At 75.3% G+C, this 17,048-nt stretch carries 15 protein-coding genes; 4 read left to right on the forward strand and 11 right to left on the reverse strand.

The features are described 5' to 3' along the window. Positions 1 to 132 precede the first annotated feature (132 nt). The 3 genes from LG634_RS12005 to LG634_RS12015 form a co-directional block, all read right to left on the reverse strand. A complete protein-coding gene (locus tag LG634_RS12005; RefSeq protein WP_226733723.1) occupies positions 133 to 1,422 on the reverse strand; it encodes a ribonuclease D in 1,290 nt (429 codons plus the stop codon). A 113-nt stretch (positions 1,423 to 1,535) separates the two neighbouring features. Then, on the reverse strand, positions 1,536 to 2,198 hold the full coding sequence (locus tag LG634_RS12010; protein WP_030202492.1) for a response regulator transcription factor: 663 nt from the start codon (positions 2,196 to 2,198) through the stop codon (positions 1,536 to 1,538). 286 nt (positions 2,199 to 2,484) lie between these two features. Continuing rightward, on the reverse strand, positions 2,485 to 3,141 hold the full coding sequence (locus tag LG634_RS12015; RefSeq protein WP_226733724.1) for a DUF3000 domain-containing protein: 657 nt from the start codon (positions 3,139 to 3,141) through the stop codon (positions 2,485 to 2,487). 91 nt (positions 3,142 to 3,232) lie between these two features. On the opposite strand from LG634_RS12015, the gene hemE reads away from it, so the two are divergent. Continuing rightward, a complete protein-coding gene (gene hemE, locus LG634_RS12020) occupies positions 3,233 to 4,297 on the forward strand; it encodes a uroporphyrinogen decarboxylase (RefSeq protein ID WP_226733725.1) in 1,065 nt (354 codons plus the stop codon). 181 nt (positions 4,298 to 4,478) lie between these two features. Here hemE and LG634_RS12025 read toward each other — a convergent pair whose 3' ends face one another. Next, the gene (locus LG634_RS12025) at positions 4,479 to 5,885 is read right to left on the reverse strand and encodes an FAD-dependent oxidoreductase (protein ID WP_226733726.1); all 1,407 of its coding nucleotides are present in this window, start codon (positions 5,883 to 5,885) and stop codon (positions 4,479 to 4,481) included. A gap of 93 nt (positions 5,886 to 5,978) precedes the next feature. Beyond that, positions 5,979 to 7,082, reverse strand: coding sequence for a DUF4349 domain-containing protein (locus LG634_RS12030; RefSeq protein ID WP_226733727.1), 1,104 nt, complete (start codon positions 7,080 to 7,082; stop codon positions 5,979 to 5,981). Positions 7,083 to 7,221: 139 nt separating this feature from the next. On the opposite strand from LG634_RS12030, the gene hemG reads away from it, so the two are divergent. After that, positions 7,222 to 8,706, forward strand: a complete 1,485-nt coding sequence (hemG, locus tag LG634_RS12035; protein WP_372482414.1) for a protoporphyrinogen oxidase — start codon at positions 7,222 to 7,224, stop codon at positions 8,704 to 8,706. A gap of 4 nt (positions 8,707 to 8,710) precedes the next feature. Then, a complete protein-coding gene (hemQ, locus tag LG634_RS12040; RefSeq protein ID WP_226733729.1) occupies positions 8,711 to 9,424 on the forward strand; it encodes a hydrogen peroxide-dependent heme synthase in 714 nt (237 codons plus the stop codon). Positions 9,425 to 9,532: 108 nt separating this feature from the next. Here hemQ and LG634_RS12045 read toward each other — a convergent pair whose 3' ends face one another. The 5 genes from LG634_RS12045 to LG634_RS12065 form a co-directional block, all read right to left on the reverse strand. Beyond that, complete coding sequence (locus LG634_RS12045; RefSeq protein WP_226733730.1) at positions 9,533 to 11,176, reverse strand: alpha/beta hydrolase; 1,644 nt, start codon at positions 11,174 to 11,176, stop codon at positions 9,533 to 9,535. Positions 11,177 to 11,274: 98 nt separating this feature from the next. Beyond that, positions 11,275 to 12,075 carry a TIGR04222 domain-containing membrane protein gene (locus LG634_RS12050; protein ID WP_226733731.1) on the reverse strand — a complete coding sequence of 267 codons (801 nt, stop codon included), beginning with the start codon at positions 12,073 to 12,075 and terminating at the stop codon, positions 11,275 to 11,277. 77 nt (positions 12,076 to 12,152) lie between these two features. Then, positions 12,153 to 13,223, reverse strand: a complete 1,071-nt coding sequence (locus tag LG634_RS12055; protein ID WP_226733732.1) for a TIGR04222 domain-containing membrane protein — start codon at positions 13,221 to 13,223, stop codon at positions 12,153 to 12,155. Next, positions 13,220 to 14,548: an MbnB/TglH/ChrH family RiPP precursor modification enzyme gene (locus LG634_RS12060; RefSeq protein ID WP_226733733.1), complete on the reverse strand. Its 1,329-nt coding sequence runs from the start codon at positions 14,546 to 14,548 to the stop codon at positions 13,220 to 13,222. The genes LG634_RS12055 and LG634_RS12060 overlap by 4 nt, the downstream gene beginning before the upstream one ends. Positions 14,549 to 14,623: 75 nt before the next feature. Beyond that, positions 14,624 to 15,343: an aminoacyl-tRNA hydrolase gene (locus LG634_RS12065; protein ID WP_226733734.1), complete on the reverse strand. Its 720-nt coding sequence runs from the start codon at positions 15,341 to 15,343 to the stop codon at positions 14,624 to 14,626. A 96-nt stretch (positions 15,344 to 15,439) separates the two neighbouring features. Here LG634_RS12065 and LG634_RS12070 point away from each other — a divergent pair, with 96 nt between their 5' ends. Next, a complete protein-coding gene (locus LG634_RS12070; protein WP_226733735.1) occupies positions 15,440 to 16,114 on the forward strand; it encodes an AIM24 family protein in 675 nt (224 codons plus the stop codon). Positions 16,115 to 16,127: 13 nt separating this feature from the next. Here LG634_RS12070 and LG634_RS12075 read toward each other — a convergent pair whose 3' ends face one another. Further along, positions 16,128 to 17,003, reverse strand: a complete 876-nt coding sequence (locus tag LG634_RS12075; RefSeq protein ID WP_226733736.1) for a polysaccharide deacetylase family protein — start codon at positions 17,001 to 17,003, stop codon at positions 16,128 to 16,130. Positions 17,004 to 17,048 lie beyond the last annotated feature (45 nt).

Here is a 17,048-nt window from a genome sequence, read left to right on the forward strand (position 1 = left end):
AGGTACCGGAACGGGGCTCCCCCCGGACCCCGCGCCTCGAACGCCGGCCCGGGCGGGAACATCCAGCCCGTCCGGCGTTTGAGGACCGGGGTCCGGGGCGGAGCCCCGGGAGGGAGCCCGCGCAGCGGGCGGTCAGGAGGCGGCGCGGGCCTCCGTGAGGGCGGTGGCCAGCGACGGGGCCACCTGCTCGATCTGCCAGGCGCGGGCGCCGTAGCCCGAGAGCGCCTCGGACACGGACGCCTCGGACACCCGCTGCGGCGGCTCCCAGCAGAGCCGCCGCACGGAATCCGGCGCCACCAGGTTCTCCTGCGGCAGCTTCAGCTCCTCGGCCCGTGCCGACACCGCCGCCCGCGCCGCGGACAGCCGCGCCGCGGCGAGCGGGTCCTTGTCGGCCCAGGACCGCGGCGGCGGCGGCCCCGCCTGGCTCTGCCCCGGCAGCGGCAGCTCGTTCTCCGGCAGCGCCTTGGCCCGGTCCACGGCCGCCATCCACTGGTCCAGCTGGCGCCGCCCCATCCGCTGCCCGTACCCCGGCAGCGCGGCCAGCGCATGTGCGTTCACCGGCAGCGCGAGCGCCGCCTCCACGATGGCCGCGTCCCCGAGCACCTTGCCGGGCGACACGTCCCGCCGCTGGGCGATCCGGTCACGTGTGTTCCACAGCTCCCGCACCACGGCCATCTGGCGCCGGCGCCGCACCTTGTGCATGCCGGACGTCCGCCGCCACGGGTCCTTGCGCGGCGGCGCGGGCGGGGCCGAGGCGATGGCGTCGAACTCCTGCCGCGCCCAGTCCAGCTTCCCCTGCCGGTCCAGCTCTTCCTCCAGCGCGTCGCGCAGGTCGACGAGGAGCTCCACGTCCAGTGCGGCGTACCGCAGCCACGGCTCGGGCAGCGGGCGGGTCGACCAGTCGACCGCCGAGTGCCCCTTCTCCAGGGCGTAGCCGAGCACGCTCTCGACCATCGCGCCCAGTCCGACCCGCGGGAAGCCGGCGAGCCGGCCGGCCAGCTCGGTGTCGAAGAGCGAGGTCGGCACCATGCCTATTTCGCGCAGGCACGGCAGGTCCTGGGTGGCGGCGTGCAGGATCCACTCGGTGCCGGACAGCACCTCGCCCAGACCCGACAGGTCGGGACAGCCGACCGGGTCGATCAGGGTGGATCCGGCCCCCTCGCGCCGCAGCTGCACCAGATAGGCGCGCTGGCCGTACCGGTAGCCGGAAGCGCGTTCGGCGTCCACGGCGACGGGCCCGGTGCCGGCGGCGAAGGCCGCGATCACCCGGGCGAGGGCGTCCTCGTCGGCCACCACCGGCGGGATGCCGTCGCGCGGTTCGAGCAACGGAATCGGAAGCCCATCGGACTTGGCGACTTCGTCCGGGGGGCCGCCCCCGGTGGTGGTGCGCAGTGCTGCTGCGGTCTCTTGGGCGTCGGTCACCTGTCAAGGGTATCCGCGGATGCAGCGCGCCCGTCGCCGGAACGTTCCGTCGACGGGCGCGCTGCATGGGCACTGCTGTTCTCCGGGCGTCACCCGCCCGCCCGGATCCGGCGTCAGTGGATGATGCCGGTCCGCAGGGCGACGGCGACCATGCCGGCCCGGTCGCCGGTGCCCAGCTTGCGGGCGATGCGGGCGAGGTGGGACTTCACGGTCAGGGCGGACAGGCCCATCGAGACGCCGATGGCCTTGTTGGACTGCCCTTCGGCGACGAGGCGCAGGACCTCCACCTCGCGGCCGGAGAGCTCGCGGTAGCCGCCCGGGTGGCTCGGGGCACCCGGGGGGCGGCGGTGCATGCGGGCGGCTGCGGAGCCGATGGGAGCGGCGCCGGGTCGGGTGGGGAGCCCGATGTTGGTGCGGGTGCCGGTGACGACGTAGCCCTTCACGCCGCCGGCCAGGGCGTTGCGTACGGCGCCGATGTCGTCGGCCGCGGACAGGGCCAGGCCGTTGGGCCAGCCCGCGGCGCGGGTCTCGGAGAGCAGGGTGAGACCGGAACCGTCGGGCAGGTGGACGTCGGCCACGCAGATGTCGCGCGGGCTGCCGACACGAGGGCGGGCCTCCGCGATGGACGACGCCTCGATCACGTCGCGGACTCCGAGCGCCCACAGGTGGCGGGTCACGGTGGAGCGGACGCGCGGGTCGGCCACGACGACCATGGCGGTCGGCTTGTTCGGGCGGTAGGCGACCAGGCTTGCGGGCTGCTCGAGAAGAACGGACAACAGGCCCTCCTGGGGAAGTGGCGGGACGGCCGGCTCGGGGAAGAAGCCGGGGCGCTCCGTGCGGATGGTCACTGACTCCTTCGGCACGTCACCCGCCCGGCTTTAGGGAATGATCACGATTTGGTGAGTAACAATTCGGGCAATTCGGACGTGCGATCGATCACGTGCCGATCGGAACCTCGCAGCGGACGCCTCGTTCTGACGCTCCGTTACGGGTGGCGCCCGGTACCGGGCGGCCCGCCGCCGGGCCCTGCCCGGCGTGCGGGCTGGGCCGGCCGGCCGACTGCTACGGGTGGTGCGGGCCGCGCCGCTGTGGCAGGGACACCACTGCCGTGTCGGCGGGCCCGACCGGCGGCAGGCCCGCGACCTGGCACAGCAGCTCGCACCAGGCCGACAGGTGGGCCGCCGTGTCCGGGACCCCGCCCACGCCCTCCCGGGGCGTCCACGAGGCCCGGATCTCGATCTGCGTCGCGGGCCGGCGCTCCGCCAGCCCGCCGAAGTAGTGCGAGCTGGCGCGGGTCACGGTGCCGCCCGCCTCCCCGTACGACAGCCCGCGCGCGTCCAGCGCCCCGGTCAGCCAGGACCAGCACACGTCGGGCAGCAGCGGGTCCGCGGCCATCTCCGGCTCCAGCTCCGCCCGTACCAGCGTCACCAGCCGGAACGTGCCGTGCCAGGCCTCGTGACCGGCCGGGTCGTGCAGCAGGATGAGCCGGCCGTCGGCCAGGTCGTCCTCCCCGCCCGGTTCCACCACCGCCGCCTCCAGGGCGTAGGCGTGCGGAGCGAGGCGCTGCGGCGGCCTGGTGGGGTCGATCTCGATCCCCGGGCGCAGCCGTGCCTTCCGCAAGCCGTCGACCGCCCGCCGGAAGGGGAGTGGGACGGAGCTCTCCTTCGCGCTGTCCACACCGTCAGCGCCATCTGAAAATCGTCCCTGAGCCGCAGCCATGCGGGGAAGACTAGGCGGAACGAGGCCCCGTCCGGCGCAAGGACACCCGCGCCGGGACGGGCACTTCTTCATACGTGCGAAGATTCGGGTCGTGAGCGCCAACCACCGCCCCGAGGGCCAGCCGAGTCAGACGTACGATTCCGCCTTCCTGAAGGCCTGCCGGCGCGAGCCCGTGCCGCACACGCCGGTCTGGTTCATGCGGCAGGCCGGGCGCTCCCTCCCCGAGTACCGCAAGGTCCGCGAGGGCACCGCCATGCTGGAGTCCTGCATGCGGCCCGACCTGGTCACCGAGATCACGCTGCAGCCGGTGCGCCGGCACAAGGTGGACGCGGCGATCTTCTTCAGCGACATCGTGGTGCCGCTGAAGGCGATCGGCATCGACCTGGACATCAAGCCGGGCATCGGCCCGGTCGTCGCGCAGCCGATCCGGCGCCGCGAGGACCTCGCACAGCTGCGCGACCTCACCCCCGAGGACGTCCCGTACGTCACCGAGGCGATCGGCATGCTCACGGGTGAACTGGGCGGCACGCCGTTGATCGGTTTCGCCGGGGCGCCTTTCACCCTCGCGAGCTACCTCGTCGAGGGCGGGCCGTCGCGCAACCACGAGCACACCAAGGCGATGATGTACGGCGACCCGCAGCTGTGGGCCGACCTGCTCGACCGCCTCGCCGGGATCACCTCGGCCTTCCTGAAGGTGCAGATCGAGGCCGGCGCGTCCGCCGTGCAGCTCTTCGACTCCTGGGTCGGTGCGCTGGCCCCCGCGGACTACCGGCGCTCGGTGATGCCGGCCTCCGCCAAGGTCCTGCAGTCCGTCGCCTCGTACGGGGTGCCGCGGATCCACTTCGGCGTGGGCACGGGCGAGCTGCTCGGGCTGATGGGCGAGGCCGGGGCGGACGTCGTCGGCGTCGACTACCGGGTGGCGCTCGACGAGGCGGCCCGGCGGGTCGGGCCCGGCAAGGCGCTCCAGGGGAACCTGGACCCGGCGGTCCTCTTCTCCACCCGTGAGGCGGTGGAGGCGAAGACGGACGAGGTCCTGGCCGCGGCGGCCGGTCTGGAGGGCCACGTCTTCAACCTCGGCCACGGTGTCCTCCCCACCACGGACCCCGACGCCCTGACCCACCTGGTGGACTACGTCCACACCGCGACCCAGCGCTGACCCACCCCGTGGCGGGGCTTGATTGCGCCCCGGTTCCGCCGCTCGGACTTGCCAGGGGGCTGGATGCCGCGGGGCGAAATCCAGCCCCGCCGGCGATTGAGGCGCGGGGTGCGGGGCGGAGCCCCGGGGCTTTGGGCTCCGCCGTACCCCCCCCGGCCCGGCGGCACGAGGCCCCGCGGGGTCAGATGCCGGCCGAGCGGACGGCCGAGACCGCCTTGCGGGCCGCGACCAGGACGGGGTCCCAGACGGGGGAGAACGGCGGCGCGTAGCCGAGGTCGAGTGCGGCGACCTGCTCGACGGTCAGGCCCGCCGTCAGCGCGACGGCCGCCACGTCGACCCGCTTCGCCGCCCCCGCCCCGCCGACGATCTGAACACCGAGCAGACGCCCGGTCCGCCGCTCGGCCAGCATCTTCACCGTCATCTCCGCCGCCCCGGGGTAGTAGCCCGCCGTGTTCGTCGACCGGATCGTCGAGGACACGAAGCGCAGCCCGACCGCCAGCGCATCCTTCTCCCGCAGCCCCGTCCGCGCGATCTCCAGATCGCACACCTTGCTGACCGCGGTCCCGACCACGCCGGGGAAGGTCGCGTACCCGCCGCCGACCCCGGACCCGATCACCTGCCCGTGCTTGTTCGCGTGCGTCCCCAGCGCGATGTGCCGCGTCCGTCCCGCCACCAGGTCGAGGACCTCCACGCAGTCCCCGCCCGCCCACACGTTCTCGTGCCCCCGCACCCGCATCGACAGATCGGTCAGCAGCCCCCCGGAGTCGCCGAGCGGCAGCCCCGCCGCCCGCGCCAGCTCGGTGCGCGGCTCGACCCCCAGCCCGAGGACGACCACCGACGCCGGATACTCCGTGCCGTCGGCCGTCACCGCCGCCCGCACCCGCCCGTCCGGACCCGTCGCGACCCGGGTGACCTCCGCCCGGGCGACCGTACGGATGCCCATCGCGTTCATCGCCCGGTGCACCAGCCCGCCCATGTCCGGGTCGAGCGTGGCCATCGGCTGCTCCCCCCGGTGCAGCACCGTCACCTCGTACCCGCGCCCCGTCAGCGCCTCGGCCATCTCCACGCCGATGTACCCGGCGCCGACCACGACCGCCCGCCGCTCCCGCCCGCCGGCCGGATCCGCGGCCTCCAGTCCGGCCAGGGTGTCCAGCAGCTCCTGCCCGTCGGCGAGGGTCTGCACCCCGTGCACCCCGGGGGCGTCGATCCCCGGCAGCGGCGGCCGCAGCGGACGGGCCCCGGTGGCCAGCACCAGCTTGTCGAAGCCGGTCCACTCCTCGGCCCCGGTGTCCAGATCGCGGGACCGCACCCGCTGCCCGGCCAGATCCAGCTCCACCACCTCGGTCCGCATCCGCAGCCCGATGTGCCGGGCCCGGTGCTGCTCCGGCGTACGGGCGATCAGGTCGTCCCGCTCGGGCACCGCCCCGCCGATCCAGTACGGGATCCCGCACGCCGAGTACGAGGTGAAGCCGGAGCGCTCGAAGGCCACGATCTCCAGCTCGTCGGGGCCCTTGAGCCGCCGGGCCTGGGACGCGGCGGACATGCCCGCCGCGTCGCCCCCGACCACCACCAGTCGTTCCGTCGCCATGCCGTGTCCCGTCCCTCCGCCGCAGCCGGACCCGTCGCCGGCCCTCCTGCGGAACACGCTACGGGGAACGGCCCTTCGGGCGCGTACGGCCCGTCAGACGTTCCCGGAGCCCGGACCGGAGCCGTCCTCGGAGCCGGCCCCGTCACCGGCGCCCGCCCCGGGCCCCTGCGGCGGGACCACCGGGACGGCCGGAGCCACCGGCGCCGCCGGACCCGCCGGCGCCCGCACCACCCACGGCCCGGCCGCTTCCCGCTCCGGCGCCGGACGGGACGGCCGCACCCGCCGGTACAGCCGCCCCAGCGGCCGCCGCAGCGCCACCAGCACCGCCGCCGGCACCAGGAACGGCAGCAGCGCGCCGAACACCAGCGTGATCCACCGCACCACCGCGAGGAACACCGACCAGCCGCCGGACAGCGCGTCCAGGAAGCCCGGCTCGGCCTCCTCCTTCTCTTCCGTCACCACCACCTTCGCCGGCTCGGAGACCGAGAGGGTGATCGTGGCCAGCGAGGTCCGGTCCTTCAGCGACTCCTGCTGCGTCAACAGGGACTCCAGGTCCGACTGGCGGCGGCTCAACTCGCTCTCCAGCATGACCACATCGCTCAGCGCGTCGGCCCGCTCCATCATCTGCCGGACCCGGGCCACGCTCGCCTGCTGCGACTTGATCCGGCTCTCGACGTCCACCACCTGCTGGGTGACGTCCTGCGCGTTCACCGTCCGGCTCAGCAGCTTCCCGCTGCCCTCCAGCGCGCCGAGCACGTGGTCGAACCGGTCCGCCGGCACCCGCAGCGTCACCTGGGACACCATCCCGCTGCCGGGGTTCCGCCGGCTGCTCTCGTTGCCGACGTACCCGCCCGCGTCCACCGCCGCCGCGCGCGCCGTGGCCAGCGCCTGCTGGGCACTCTTGGCCTCGATGGACAGGTTCGCCGTACGGATGATGTGCGAACGCACCGCCGGCGGCTTCGCCGGGGCGCCCGGCCGGGAAGCGGTCGTGCCGGAGCCCTTCGCGCCCGCGGCCGACTGCCCCGCCCGGTCGGCGGCCTCCGGTGCGGCCCCGCGGTCCGCCGCCTTGCCGCCGTTCGCGGCGGTGTCCGAGGCTCCGCAGCCGGTGAGTGCGAGCATCCCCGCGAGGGAGAGCGCCGCGAGACCGGTCGCGGCTCGTCCGGCGGCCGTACGGCCGGTGGTACGGGTGGTGTGCATGGGCTGCCCCCGAGGCGTCGGTTGTGCCGGTGTCTACCGTGTGCTGGTTCGACGTACAGAGCCCCGGGCCGGGTTGCCGTCCGCGGGTCCCGAACCGGTCACGGTCCGGCCTCGGTACGGGAAATGAGACGATGCACCCATGCAAGAAGCGGACGTGCGTACGGAATCCACCCGGCGGCCGGACCCCGGCGGCGCGCCCGGCCGGGTGCTCGTGATCGGCGGCGGCATCGCCGGCCTCGCCGCCGCGCACCGGCTGGTCGGCGCCGGTGCACAGGTGACCCTGCTGGAGGCCTCCGGGCGGCTCGGCGGCAAGCTGTACGCCGGCGAACTCGAAGGCCGGCCCGTCGACCTGGGCGCCGAGTCGATGCTCGCCCGCCGCCCCGAAGCCGTCGAACTGGCCCGCGCCGTCGGCCTCGGCGACGCCCTCCAGCCGCCCGCCACCGCCACCGCCACCCTGTGGACCCGCGGCGCCCTGCGCCCGATGCCCACCGGCCACGTCATGGGCGTCCCCGGCGACCTCGCCCCGCTCGCCGCGTCCGGCGTGCTCACCGACGAGGGGCTGCGCCGCACCGCGCAGGACGCCGAACTGCCCGCCACCGAGATCGGCGAGGACGTCGCCGTCGGCGCGTACGTCGCCGCCCGGCTGGGCCGCGAGGTCGTCGACCGGCTCGTCGAACCCCTCCTCGGCGGGGTGTACGCCGGCGACGCCTACCGCATCTCGATGCGGGCCGCCGTGCCGAACCTGTTCGAGGCCGCACGCACCCACCGCAGCCTCGGCGAGGGCGTCCGCGAGATCCAGCGCGCCGCCGCCGCGGCCCCCCGCGCGGCCGGCCCCGTCTTCCAGGGCATCGACGGGGGCATCGGCCGGCTGCCGCAGGCCGTCGCCGCCGCCTGCCGGGCCGCGGGCGCCGACCTGCGCACCGGCACCGCCGTACGCGAGCTGACCCGCACCGCCGACGGCTGGCGGGCCGTGACCGCGGCCGGCGAGGTCCTCGAAGCCGCCGCCGTGGTCCTCGCCGTGCCCGCCGGCCCGGCCGCCGCGCTGCTCGCCGGCACCGCCCCGGCCGCCGCGGCCGAGCTGCGCACCGTCGAGTACGCCTCCATGGCCCTGGTCACCATGGCCTTCCGCCGCACCGACCTGCCCGCCGCGCTCACCGGCCCCGGCGCCGGCAGCGGATTCCTCGTCCCGCCCGTCGACGGCCGGACGATCAAGGCCTCCACCTTCTCCAGCAACAAGTGGGCCTGGACCGGGAAGGCCGGGGGCGACCTGTTCCTGCTGCGCACCTCGGTCGGCCGGCACGGCGACGAGCGCGACCTCGCCCGCGAGGACGGCGAACTGGTCGGCATCTCCCTCACCGACCTGGGCGAGGCCGTCGGCCTGGCCGCGGAGCCGGTGGCGGCCACCGTCACCCGCTGGGACGGCGGCCTGCCCCAGTACCCCGTCGGCCACCTCGCCCGGGTGGCCCGGATCCGGGCCGGCGCGGCCGCCGTACCGGGCCTCGCGGTGTGCGGCGCGGTCTACGACGGGGTGGGCATCCCGGCCGTGATCGGCAGCGCCCGGAAGGCCGCCGATGCGATCTTGGGCACCCTGGCGAAGAGCACCGATTCGGACACGGGACAATAGGCACATGACTGCACCCGAGAAGATCCCCAACGCAGGGAAGAAGGCGAAGGACCTCAACGAGGTCATCCGCTACACCCTGTGGTCTGTCTTCAAGCTGCGGGACGTGCTCCCCGAGGACCGCGCCGGCTTCGCCGACGAGGTGCAGGAGCTGTTCGACCAGCTCGCCGCCAAGGACATCACGGTCCGCGGCACCTACGACGTCTCCGGCCTGCGCGCCGACGCCGACGTCATGATCTGGTGGCACGCGGAGACCGCCGACGAGCTGCAGACCGCGTACAACCTGTTCCGCCGCACCCGGCTGGGGCGCGCGCTGGAGCCGGTCTGGTCGAACATGGCGCTGCACCGCCCCGCCGAGTTCAACAAGTCGCACATCCCGGCGTTCCTGGCCGACGAGGTGGCCCGCGACTACGTCAGCGTGTACCCCTTCGTCCGCTCGTACGACTGGTACCTGCTGCCCGACGAGGACCGCCGCCGGATGCTCGCCGACCACGGCAAGATGGCCCGCGGCTTCCCGGACGTCCGCGCCAACACCGTCGCCTCCTTCTCGCTGGGCGACTACGAGTGGCTGCTGGCCTTCGAGGCCGACGAGCTGTACCGGATCGTCGACCTGATGCGTCACCTGCGCGCCTCCGAGGCCCGCATGCACGTCCGCGAAGAGGTCCCCTTCTTCACCGGGCGCCGCAAGTCCGTCGCCGACCTGGTGGCCGGACTCGCCTGAGACCTCCCCTGGGGGGACGGGCCGGAGGACCACTCCTGACACAAGTGGCCTCCGGCGGATCGGGAGGCCCTGCCCCCGAAACGACGCAGCCGGACCCCGCCCGGAAGTTCAGACGCCCGGCGCCAGCACGCCCCCGCCCAGCGGGGGCGCTGCCGCCGTGCGGTCCAGCGACACCGGTGCGGGCTCCGGATGCGGCGCACACGCCGCCCGCCATCCCGGGATGCGGCCCGTGAGCAGATACCGCTCCACGTGCCGGTCCACACACGCGTTCAGCCCGCCGGCCACCCCGTGGGAGCCCGCCCGCCGCTCCGTGACCAGCGCCGCGCCGTGCAGCCGGCGCTGCAGCTCCAACGCCCCCGGATACGGAGTCGCCCCGTCCCGCTCCGCCGCCACGATCAGGGTGTGCGGGAGAGCCCCCGGCCCGGTGCGCACGTCCACCGGCCGCGGCCGCGGCCCGTGCGGCCAGTACGCACACGGCAGGTTCGTCCACGCGTTGGCCCAGGTCTCGAACGGGGCCCCGGCCGCCAGCGCCGAATGGTCCCGGTCCCACCGGCGGAAGTCCGCCGGCCAGGGTGCGTCGTTGCACAGCACCGCCGTGTAGACGGCCGTCGCGTTCTCGTCCTCGGCCGCCGTCTGCGGGGACGGCGCCGCCTGCTCCGCCAGCGGGCCCGGATCGCCCGCCAGGAACGCGCTGAGCGCCGCCGCCCGCACCGCCCAGAAGCCGTCGTGGTACGCCGTCTTCAGGAACGCGGCCTGGAGTTCGCCGGTGCCGACCCGCCCGCCGGCCGGCCGCCGGGCCACCGCCGCCCGTACCTTCTCGTAGCTCGCCAGTACCGCCGCGGGGGTGCGCCCCAGCCGGTACACGGAATCGTGCCGGGCCACCCAGGCGCGGAAGTCGAACCAGCGCCGCTCGAACGCCCGTGACTGGTCGAGGTTGTTGAGGTACCAGACCCGCGCCGGATCGGGGTTCACCGCCGAGTCGAACACCATCCGCCGCACCCGGCCCGGGTACAGGGTCGCGTACACCGCCCCGAGGTACGTGCCGTACGAGGCGCCCATGAAGGTCAGTTGCGGCTCGCCCAGCGCGGCCCGCAGGACGTCCAGGTCGCGGGCGTTGGCCCGCGTCGTGTAGTGGGGGAGGGCCGTGCCCGCGCGCCGCGCGCAGCCCTGCGCGTACGCCCGTGCCGCCGCCGTCCGGCGCTGCTTTTCGGCGGCCGTGGGGTGCGGCGGCACCTGGGTGGGGGAGGCGCCGGACACCGCCGGGTCCCGGCAGGACAGCGGGGCCGACCGGCCGACCCCGCGCGGGGCGTAGCCCACCAGGTCGTACGCGGCCGCCGTCCGCCGCCACTGCGGCAGCTCCGCGACCGCCGGGAACCACATGCCGGAGGCGCCGGGGCCGCCCGGGTTGAAGACCAGGGAGCCCTGGCGGCTGCCGGGCGGGCCGGACGCGGGGACCCGGCTGACGGTCAGCGTGATCCGGCGGCCGTCGGGACGGGCGTAGTCGAGCGGCACCTCCAGGCGCGCGCAGCGGAGTTCCGCGGGCAGGTCCTCCACGAGCGGGCAGCGGCCGAAGGCCAGCCCGGCGGTCGCCGCGCGGCGGGCGGCGCGCTCGGCACCGGCCTGCTCGGCGGCGGCTTGCAAGGCGGCGGCAGCGGCGGGGGCGGGGGGAGCGGCGGCCGTGGCGGGGGCGGGCGCGCCCAGGGCCAGGGAGAGCACCGTCGCGCCGGCCGCGCTCCGTACCAGCGTCCGCATCCCGCACCCTCCGAGCGTCAGTCGGACCATCGGATCGTCAGACCGCGATGGTTGACGGAACCTCAGGGGAAGTAAAGGAGCGGCCCCGGGTGTCGGCCTCAACGACCCCGATGCACCAGCCGCTTCCCCCGGCCGCAGGACAGCGCCGCCCGCAGCCCCGGGTCCGGCACCGCCGACGGCCCGCGGACCGCCACCGCCGTCAGCAGCCCGAGCTCGCCCTCCGCCGGGTCCTGCCGCCGGTCCCGGTCCAGACCGACCAGCAGCCGCTGGCCGGCCGGCGACGCCCACGGCGAGTGCGGCCGGGCCTCGAACCGCGAAATCGCCAGGCAGGACACCGTCAGCAGCAGCGGCAGCGCGAACCAGCAGGCCACCAGCGTCGGGTCGGCGCCGGCGCCGGACAGCTGGGAGAGCGCCACCGCGGACAGCACGAGGATCAGCACGGTGGCCGCCCACACCGCCCGCACCCCCTCCTCGTACCCGGTGCGCACGGCGTCCGGTACGGCCAGTCCGGCCGCGCCGAGCCGCTCGGCGAGCTCCCGCACCGGCGGGCAGCCGGCCGCAGCGGTGCGCACCGAGGCGACCGGGCACTGGCCGTCCGGGCCGAACGTGCCGAGCAGGGACCGCTCCAGCGGATCGCGGCCCACCGGGTCGACCACGGTCGCCCAGCCGGTGTGCGCGAGCAGCAGCCGGCCCTGCCGGGCCATCGACAGCAGCGCGAGGACGGCGACCCGCTGCGGGCCGCCGGCAAGGTAGGCGGCCTCGTAGAGGCTCAGTTCCCCGTGGTGCCGGACGGTGGCCCGGGGCGCGGGCTCGGCGGCCGCGCCGGCCGCGATCAGCAGCCGCCCGCAGGCGAACAGCGCCCCGGCCCAGGACACGAGCAGGAAGAGGACCCAGAACATGCCGTGGTTCTACCTGCCGCCGGCGCGGCCCCCTCAGGTGTCCGCCGAGGCGTGAGCAGCTCGTGACGGACCCGTGATCAGGAACTGCTGCTTCCGCAGCTCGAACCGGACGAACTGCCGCAACTGGAGCCGCTGCTGCAACTCGACCCGGACGACGAGCCGCACGATGACCCGGAGGATCCGGAGGATCCGGAGGACCCGCACGAGGACCCGGACGAGCCGCACGAGGAGCCGGAGCTGCTGCCGCAGCCGCTGCCCGTGCCCGGCCCGGGGTCGTTCGCCGCGCACCACACGACCACCGCGGCCTCGGCTCCCGTCCGGTGGTCCGAGGGCACGGCCGAGTGGCTGCGGGTCCGGCGGACCGGCGCCGCGGGGACGCGGTCGTCGCGGCTGCGGAGCATCTGCGCCCGGAGCACCGGGTCGGGCAGCCGGGCCAGTCCGAACAGCGAGACCAGCACCACCGGGTCCCGGGAGGACAGGTGCGCGACCCGGTACGCGTTCAGCGCCCGCCGGCCCGCCGGTGTGACCCGGCGCCCCGCCGTGGCGTACACCGCCCCGCCCGCGATCAGGCCGAGGATCGCGGCCGGCGCCACCACCAGCAGCGGCGGCACCCCGAAGCCCGTGAACGGGTCGGCACTCGCCGCCTGGACCACGGTCAGCGCGAACGACACCGGCAGCAGGAGCAGGCAGGCGAACATCTGCGCCTTCGCCCGCCGCCGCCACGCGTCACCGCTGCCCGGCCGGGCCAGCAGGCCGCGCTCGGCGAGGTCGTCGCCGATCTCCTGGACCACCGGGTCGGCCATCGCGGCCGGCCGCAGCAGCCCCAGCGAGCCGTGCGGGCCCGCCTCGAACGTCCGGAGCACCACCCGCTGGACCGGGTCCGCGGCCCGGGCCCCCGGACGGACCTGGACGATGCCGGGACCGCCCACCATCATCCGGCCGTCCTGGCAGAGAGCGACGACCGCGGAGTCGACGACCAGCCGCGGGCCGCCGGTCAGGAACGCGGCCTCGGACAGGTCCCGGACCACCGGGTCCGACCCGGAGGCCCGCCGGGAGCGGGCCCGGACCGAGCCGATCCCGAGCAGCAGCGTGGAGGCGGCGATCGCCGCCCAGACGGCGAAACCGAGGAACATCAGCGGACCGCTCACGGCGTCCACCTCCCGACGAGGGTGCGGGCCCGGCGCCGCAGCCGGCGGATCCGGCCGGGCGGCCGGGGTCCGGTGCGGTCCTGCCACCAGTGGGTGAGGTCACGGCGGGCGTCGGCGTCCGCCGGCAGGCCGTGTACGAGCAGGTGCTCGGCGAAGTCCAGCGCGTCGCGGCGGTAGCCGCCGGTCATCGGCCGGGTCCGGGCGTACCCGAGGAAGGCGTCCCGGTAGCCGTCGCCCAGGATGCCGGGCAGCTCCGGCGCGACCTTGCGGACCACATCGGCCCGCTTGCCGGCCAGCGCCCGCACCTGCACGCGGACCCGCACCGGATCGAACCCCTCGGGCACCGGAGTCCCCGCCACCAGCGCCGACAGCAGCGCGGTCTGCGCCACGGCCACCCGCTCCCGGGACCCGGCCCCGGCCGCCGGCCCGGCAGCGGCTTCGGCCTCCGCCTCCGCCGGTGCCTCCGCCGGTGCCTCCGCCCGAGCAGCCTCCGCGCCCCGCGCCAGCGCCCCCCGGACCGCCGTCAGTTCGGCGGCCAGCTCCGCCTCCGGCGGGAACGCGTCGTCGCGTTCCAGCAGCACGCCCGGCGGGTCCAGCCGCTCGCGGAGGGCCGTGAGCAGGTCGAGGACCTGCGGCGGCACCGGGTGGGCGTGCGTGTCGTGCCACACGCCGTCCCGCTCGGTCCCGCCGGCCACGTGCACGTACGCCAGCGCCTCCGGCGGCAGCGCGGCCAGCACCGCGAGGGGGTCCTCGCCGCGGTTCACCCGGTTCGTGTGCAGGTTCGCCACGTCGATCAGCAGCCGTACGCCGGTACGCTCCACCAGCTCGGCCAGGAAGCGGCCCTCGGACAGTTCCTCGCCGGGCCAGGAGATCAGCGCCGCGATGTTCTCCAGCGCCAGCGGCACCGGCAGTGCGTCCTGGGCGATCCGGACGTTCTCGCAGAGCACGTCCAGGGCGTCGCGGGTGCGGGGCACCGGCAGCAGGTGCCCGGCCTCCAGCAGCGGGGAGGCGGTCAGCTCCCCGCCCGCGCGGACGAACGCGATGTGCTCGGTCACCAGCGGAGCCCCCACCGCCACCGCCCGCTCGGCCAGCGCCGCGAGCCGTGCCGGGTCCGGCCGGTCCGCCCCGCCCAGCCCGAGCGAGACGCCGTGCGGCACCACCGTGACCCCGCGCTCGCGCAGCCGCACGAGTGACTCCGGGAGGTGGCCGGGGCACAGGTTCTCGGCCACCACCTCCACCCAGTCGAGACCGGGCAGCCGCTCGACCGCGTCCGCGATCTCCGGGCGCCAGCCGATCCCCACCCCCAGGCGGTCCATCCGCTTCATGCTCGTACCTCCCCCGATTCCGTGTGCCGGTGTGATGACCCGCCGGGCACCCCGTGAATCCGGAGGTGGGGACGTTCAGAGGAACATTTGAGGTTCCAGCCGGGCCCGCAGCGCCGGATGGTCCGCGACGACCGTGCACGAGCCGGGCGCGATCTCCGTGAAACCGGCGTCGCGCACCACCGGCAGCCCGCTCGCGGACAGCTGCTCCCACCGCTCCCGCGGGGCCGTCCGCACGGCCAGCGCGAAGCCGGACTCCCGCCAGGCCGCCCGCTCCGCCCCGGTCAGCTCCCACCAGGCCAGCTGGGCGCCGTGCCCGGCCTGGGCCATCGCCTTGCCCGCCGACATGCCGAGGTCCGGGTTCAGCCACAGCACCGGCCGCTGCGCCGGCACCGGCGGGACCGGCTCCGGGTCGTCCAGGTCGGTCCCGGACACCTGGAGCTTGGCCAGCTCCTTGGGCCAGCCGTCCAGCGGCACCGGCGGGAACACCCGCACCTCCGCCCGCTCGCCGGGCACCGTGATGCCCGGCAGCGCGGCCGCCTTGCGCCACTCGGCGCCGCGGGCCCGGCGCACCACCTTGCGGATCCGGGCGTCCTGCCAGGCGCGCACCTCCTCGGCCCACTCGCCCTCGCCGCGCGCCCGTTCGTCCGCGAGCAGCACCAGCACCGCCCGCGCGGCCGTCTCCAGCGCGTCGGTGCGGGCCGGGGGTTCCGCCTTCTCGATCCGCACCACCAGCGGCAGTACGTACTGCGGGGCCTCGTCCCGGAAGCTGGCTCTCATGTCCTGGCTGCTGCTCATCCGGTCAAGGATGCCAGCCGCCCGGGCGGGGCCGTGACACGCCCGGGGGTGGCCGGGCTGTTGTCCGGCCGCCCCCGCCCGCGCTTAGATCGCAGGATGAAGAGCGACCTTTTTTCCTCCGAGAACCTGGCGCAGCAGGCCACCGCCCCCGGGATGACCCTGCAGAACGCCAAGTCCGTCAAGTACGCGGTGAACGGCGAGATGCTGGCCCGGCAGGGCTCGATGATCGCCTACCGCGGCAACCTCCAGTTCGAGCGCAAGGGCCAGGGCATCGGCGGCATGCTCAAGCGCGCCGTCACCGGCGAGGGCCTGCCGCTGATGGCCGTCCGCGGCCAGGGCGAGGCCTGGTTCGCGCACGAGGCGGCCAACTGCTTCATCGTCGACATCGAGCCGGGCGACGCCCTCACCATCAACGGCCGCAACGTGCTGTGCTTCGACCCGACCCTGTCCTACGAGATAAAGACGGTCAAGGGCGGCGGCATGGTGGGCGGCGGCCTGTTCAACAGCGTCTTCACCGGTCAGGGAAAGCTGGCCGTGATCTGCGACGGCAGCCCCATCGTCATCCCCGTCACCCCGCAGCTGCCGGTGTACGTGGACACCGACGCGGTGGTCGGCTGGAGCGCCCAGCTCAGCACCGGCCTGCACCGTTCGCAGTCCGTCGGCTCGATGATCCGCGGCGGCTCCGGCGAGGCCGTCCAGCTGATGCTCCAGGGCGAGGGCTTCGTCATCGTCCGGCCGAGCGAGCTCGTCGAGCGGCCGGCCACGAGCTGACCGCCGCCGGCTCTCAGCGGCCGATCAGCTCGGACACCTTGACGAAGCGGTAGCCGCGGGCCCGGAGTTCCGGCACGATCCGCCGGATCGCCTGCTCGGTGGTGGGGGCCGCACTGCGCGTGCAGTGCATCACCACCACCGAGCCGGGCTTCACCCCGTCCAGGACCTGCTGCGCCACCGGGCCCGGGTCCTTCGCGAACGCGTCCCCGCTGACCACGTCCCACTGCACGGCGGTGACCCGCGCCGTGGACAGGGCGCGCAGCGCTGCGTCGTCGTAGCAGCCGCCGGGGAAGCGGAAGTAGGGGACGACGTTGCGGGCGCCGGCCGTCCGGAACGCCTCGAAGGCGCGGTCCACATCGGCCCGGGCCGCCGCCCCGTCCAGCGCAGGCAGCCCGTAGCAGGGGCTCTTGAAGGCGTGGTGGCTGTACGAGTGGTTGGCGATCTCGAAGTTCGGGTCGGTGCCGATGGCGCGGGCCTGGTCGGGGTACTCCTCCGCCCAGCGGCCGGTCATGAACACCGTCGACGGCACCTTCAGGCTGCGCAGTGCCGCGATGAGCTGCGGGTTGTCGAAACGCTCGCCTGCGGCGGCGCGGGGGCCCTGGTCGGCCGTCATGTCGGCGTCGAAGGTGAGGGCGACGGTCTTGTCGGTGGTGCCGGCGGCGCGCTCGAACACCGGGGTGAGACCGGCCGGGCCGGGGGCCATGGTGGGGGGCCTGGCAGGGGGCTCGGCGGGTTCTGCGGGGGCGGCAGCCTTGGGGGACGTGCCGGGGGCCGGGGGCTTCCGGCTTGCCGCGGTCCTGGTTTCGGCGGGACCGGTGCCGCCGGAGCAGCCGGCCAGGGTGGCGCCGAGCAATGCCGCGGCGACCACCCTTCGTACAGAAATGGTCACACCAGAAACATATATGACAATCCGCCGACCCCACCGCTACGGCAC

It is taken from the genome of Streptomyces bambusae, assembly GCF_020532645.1.
Taxonomy (GTDB): Bacteria; Actinomycetota; Actinomycetes; order Streptomycetales; family Streptomycetaceae; genus Streptomyces; species Streptomyces bambusae.

Coding starts and splice junctions, on each gene's coding strand:
- LG634_RS12050 (WP_226733731.1), bottom strand. CDS start 12,075: ATGTTCTGGGTCCTCTTCCTGCTCGTGTCCTGGGCCGGGGCGCTGTTC.
- LG634_RS12015 (WP_226733724.1), bottom strand. CDS start 3,141: ATGGCTGCGGCTCAGGGACGATTTTCAGATGGCGCTGACGGTGTGGAC.
- LG634_RS12070 (WP_226733735.1), top strand. CDS start 15,440: ATGAAGAGCGACCTTTTTTCCTCCGAGAACCTGGCGCAGCAGGCCACC.
- LG634_RS12025 (WP_226733726.1), bottom strand. CDS start 5,885: ATGGCGACGGAACGACTGGTGGTGGTCGGGGGCGACGCGGCGGGCATG.
- LG634_RS12030 (WP_226733727.1), bottom strand. CDS start 7,082: ATGCACACCACCCGTACCACCGGCCGTACGGCCGCCGGACGAGCCGCG.
- hemQ (WP_226733729.1), top strand. CDS start 8,711: ATGACTGCACCCGAGAAGATCCCCAACGCAGGGAAGAAGGCGAAGGAC.
- hemG (WP_372482414.1), top strand. CDS start 7,222: ATGCAAGAAGCGGACGTGCGTACGGAATCCACCCGGCGGCCGGACCCC.
- LG634_RS12060 (WP_226733733.1), bottom strand. CDS start 14,548: ATGAAGCGGATGGACCGCCTGGGGGTGGGGATCGGCTGGCGCCCGGAG.
- LG634_RS12065 (WP_226733734.1), bottom strand. CDS start 15,343: ATGAGCAGCAGCCAGGACATGAGAGCCAGCTTCCGGGACGAGGCCCCG.
- LG634_RS12045 (WP_226733730.1), bottom strand. CDS start 11,176: ATGCGGACGCTGGTACGGAGCGCGGCCGGCGCGACGGTGCTCTCCCTG.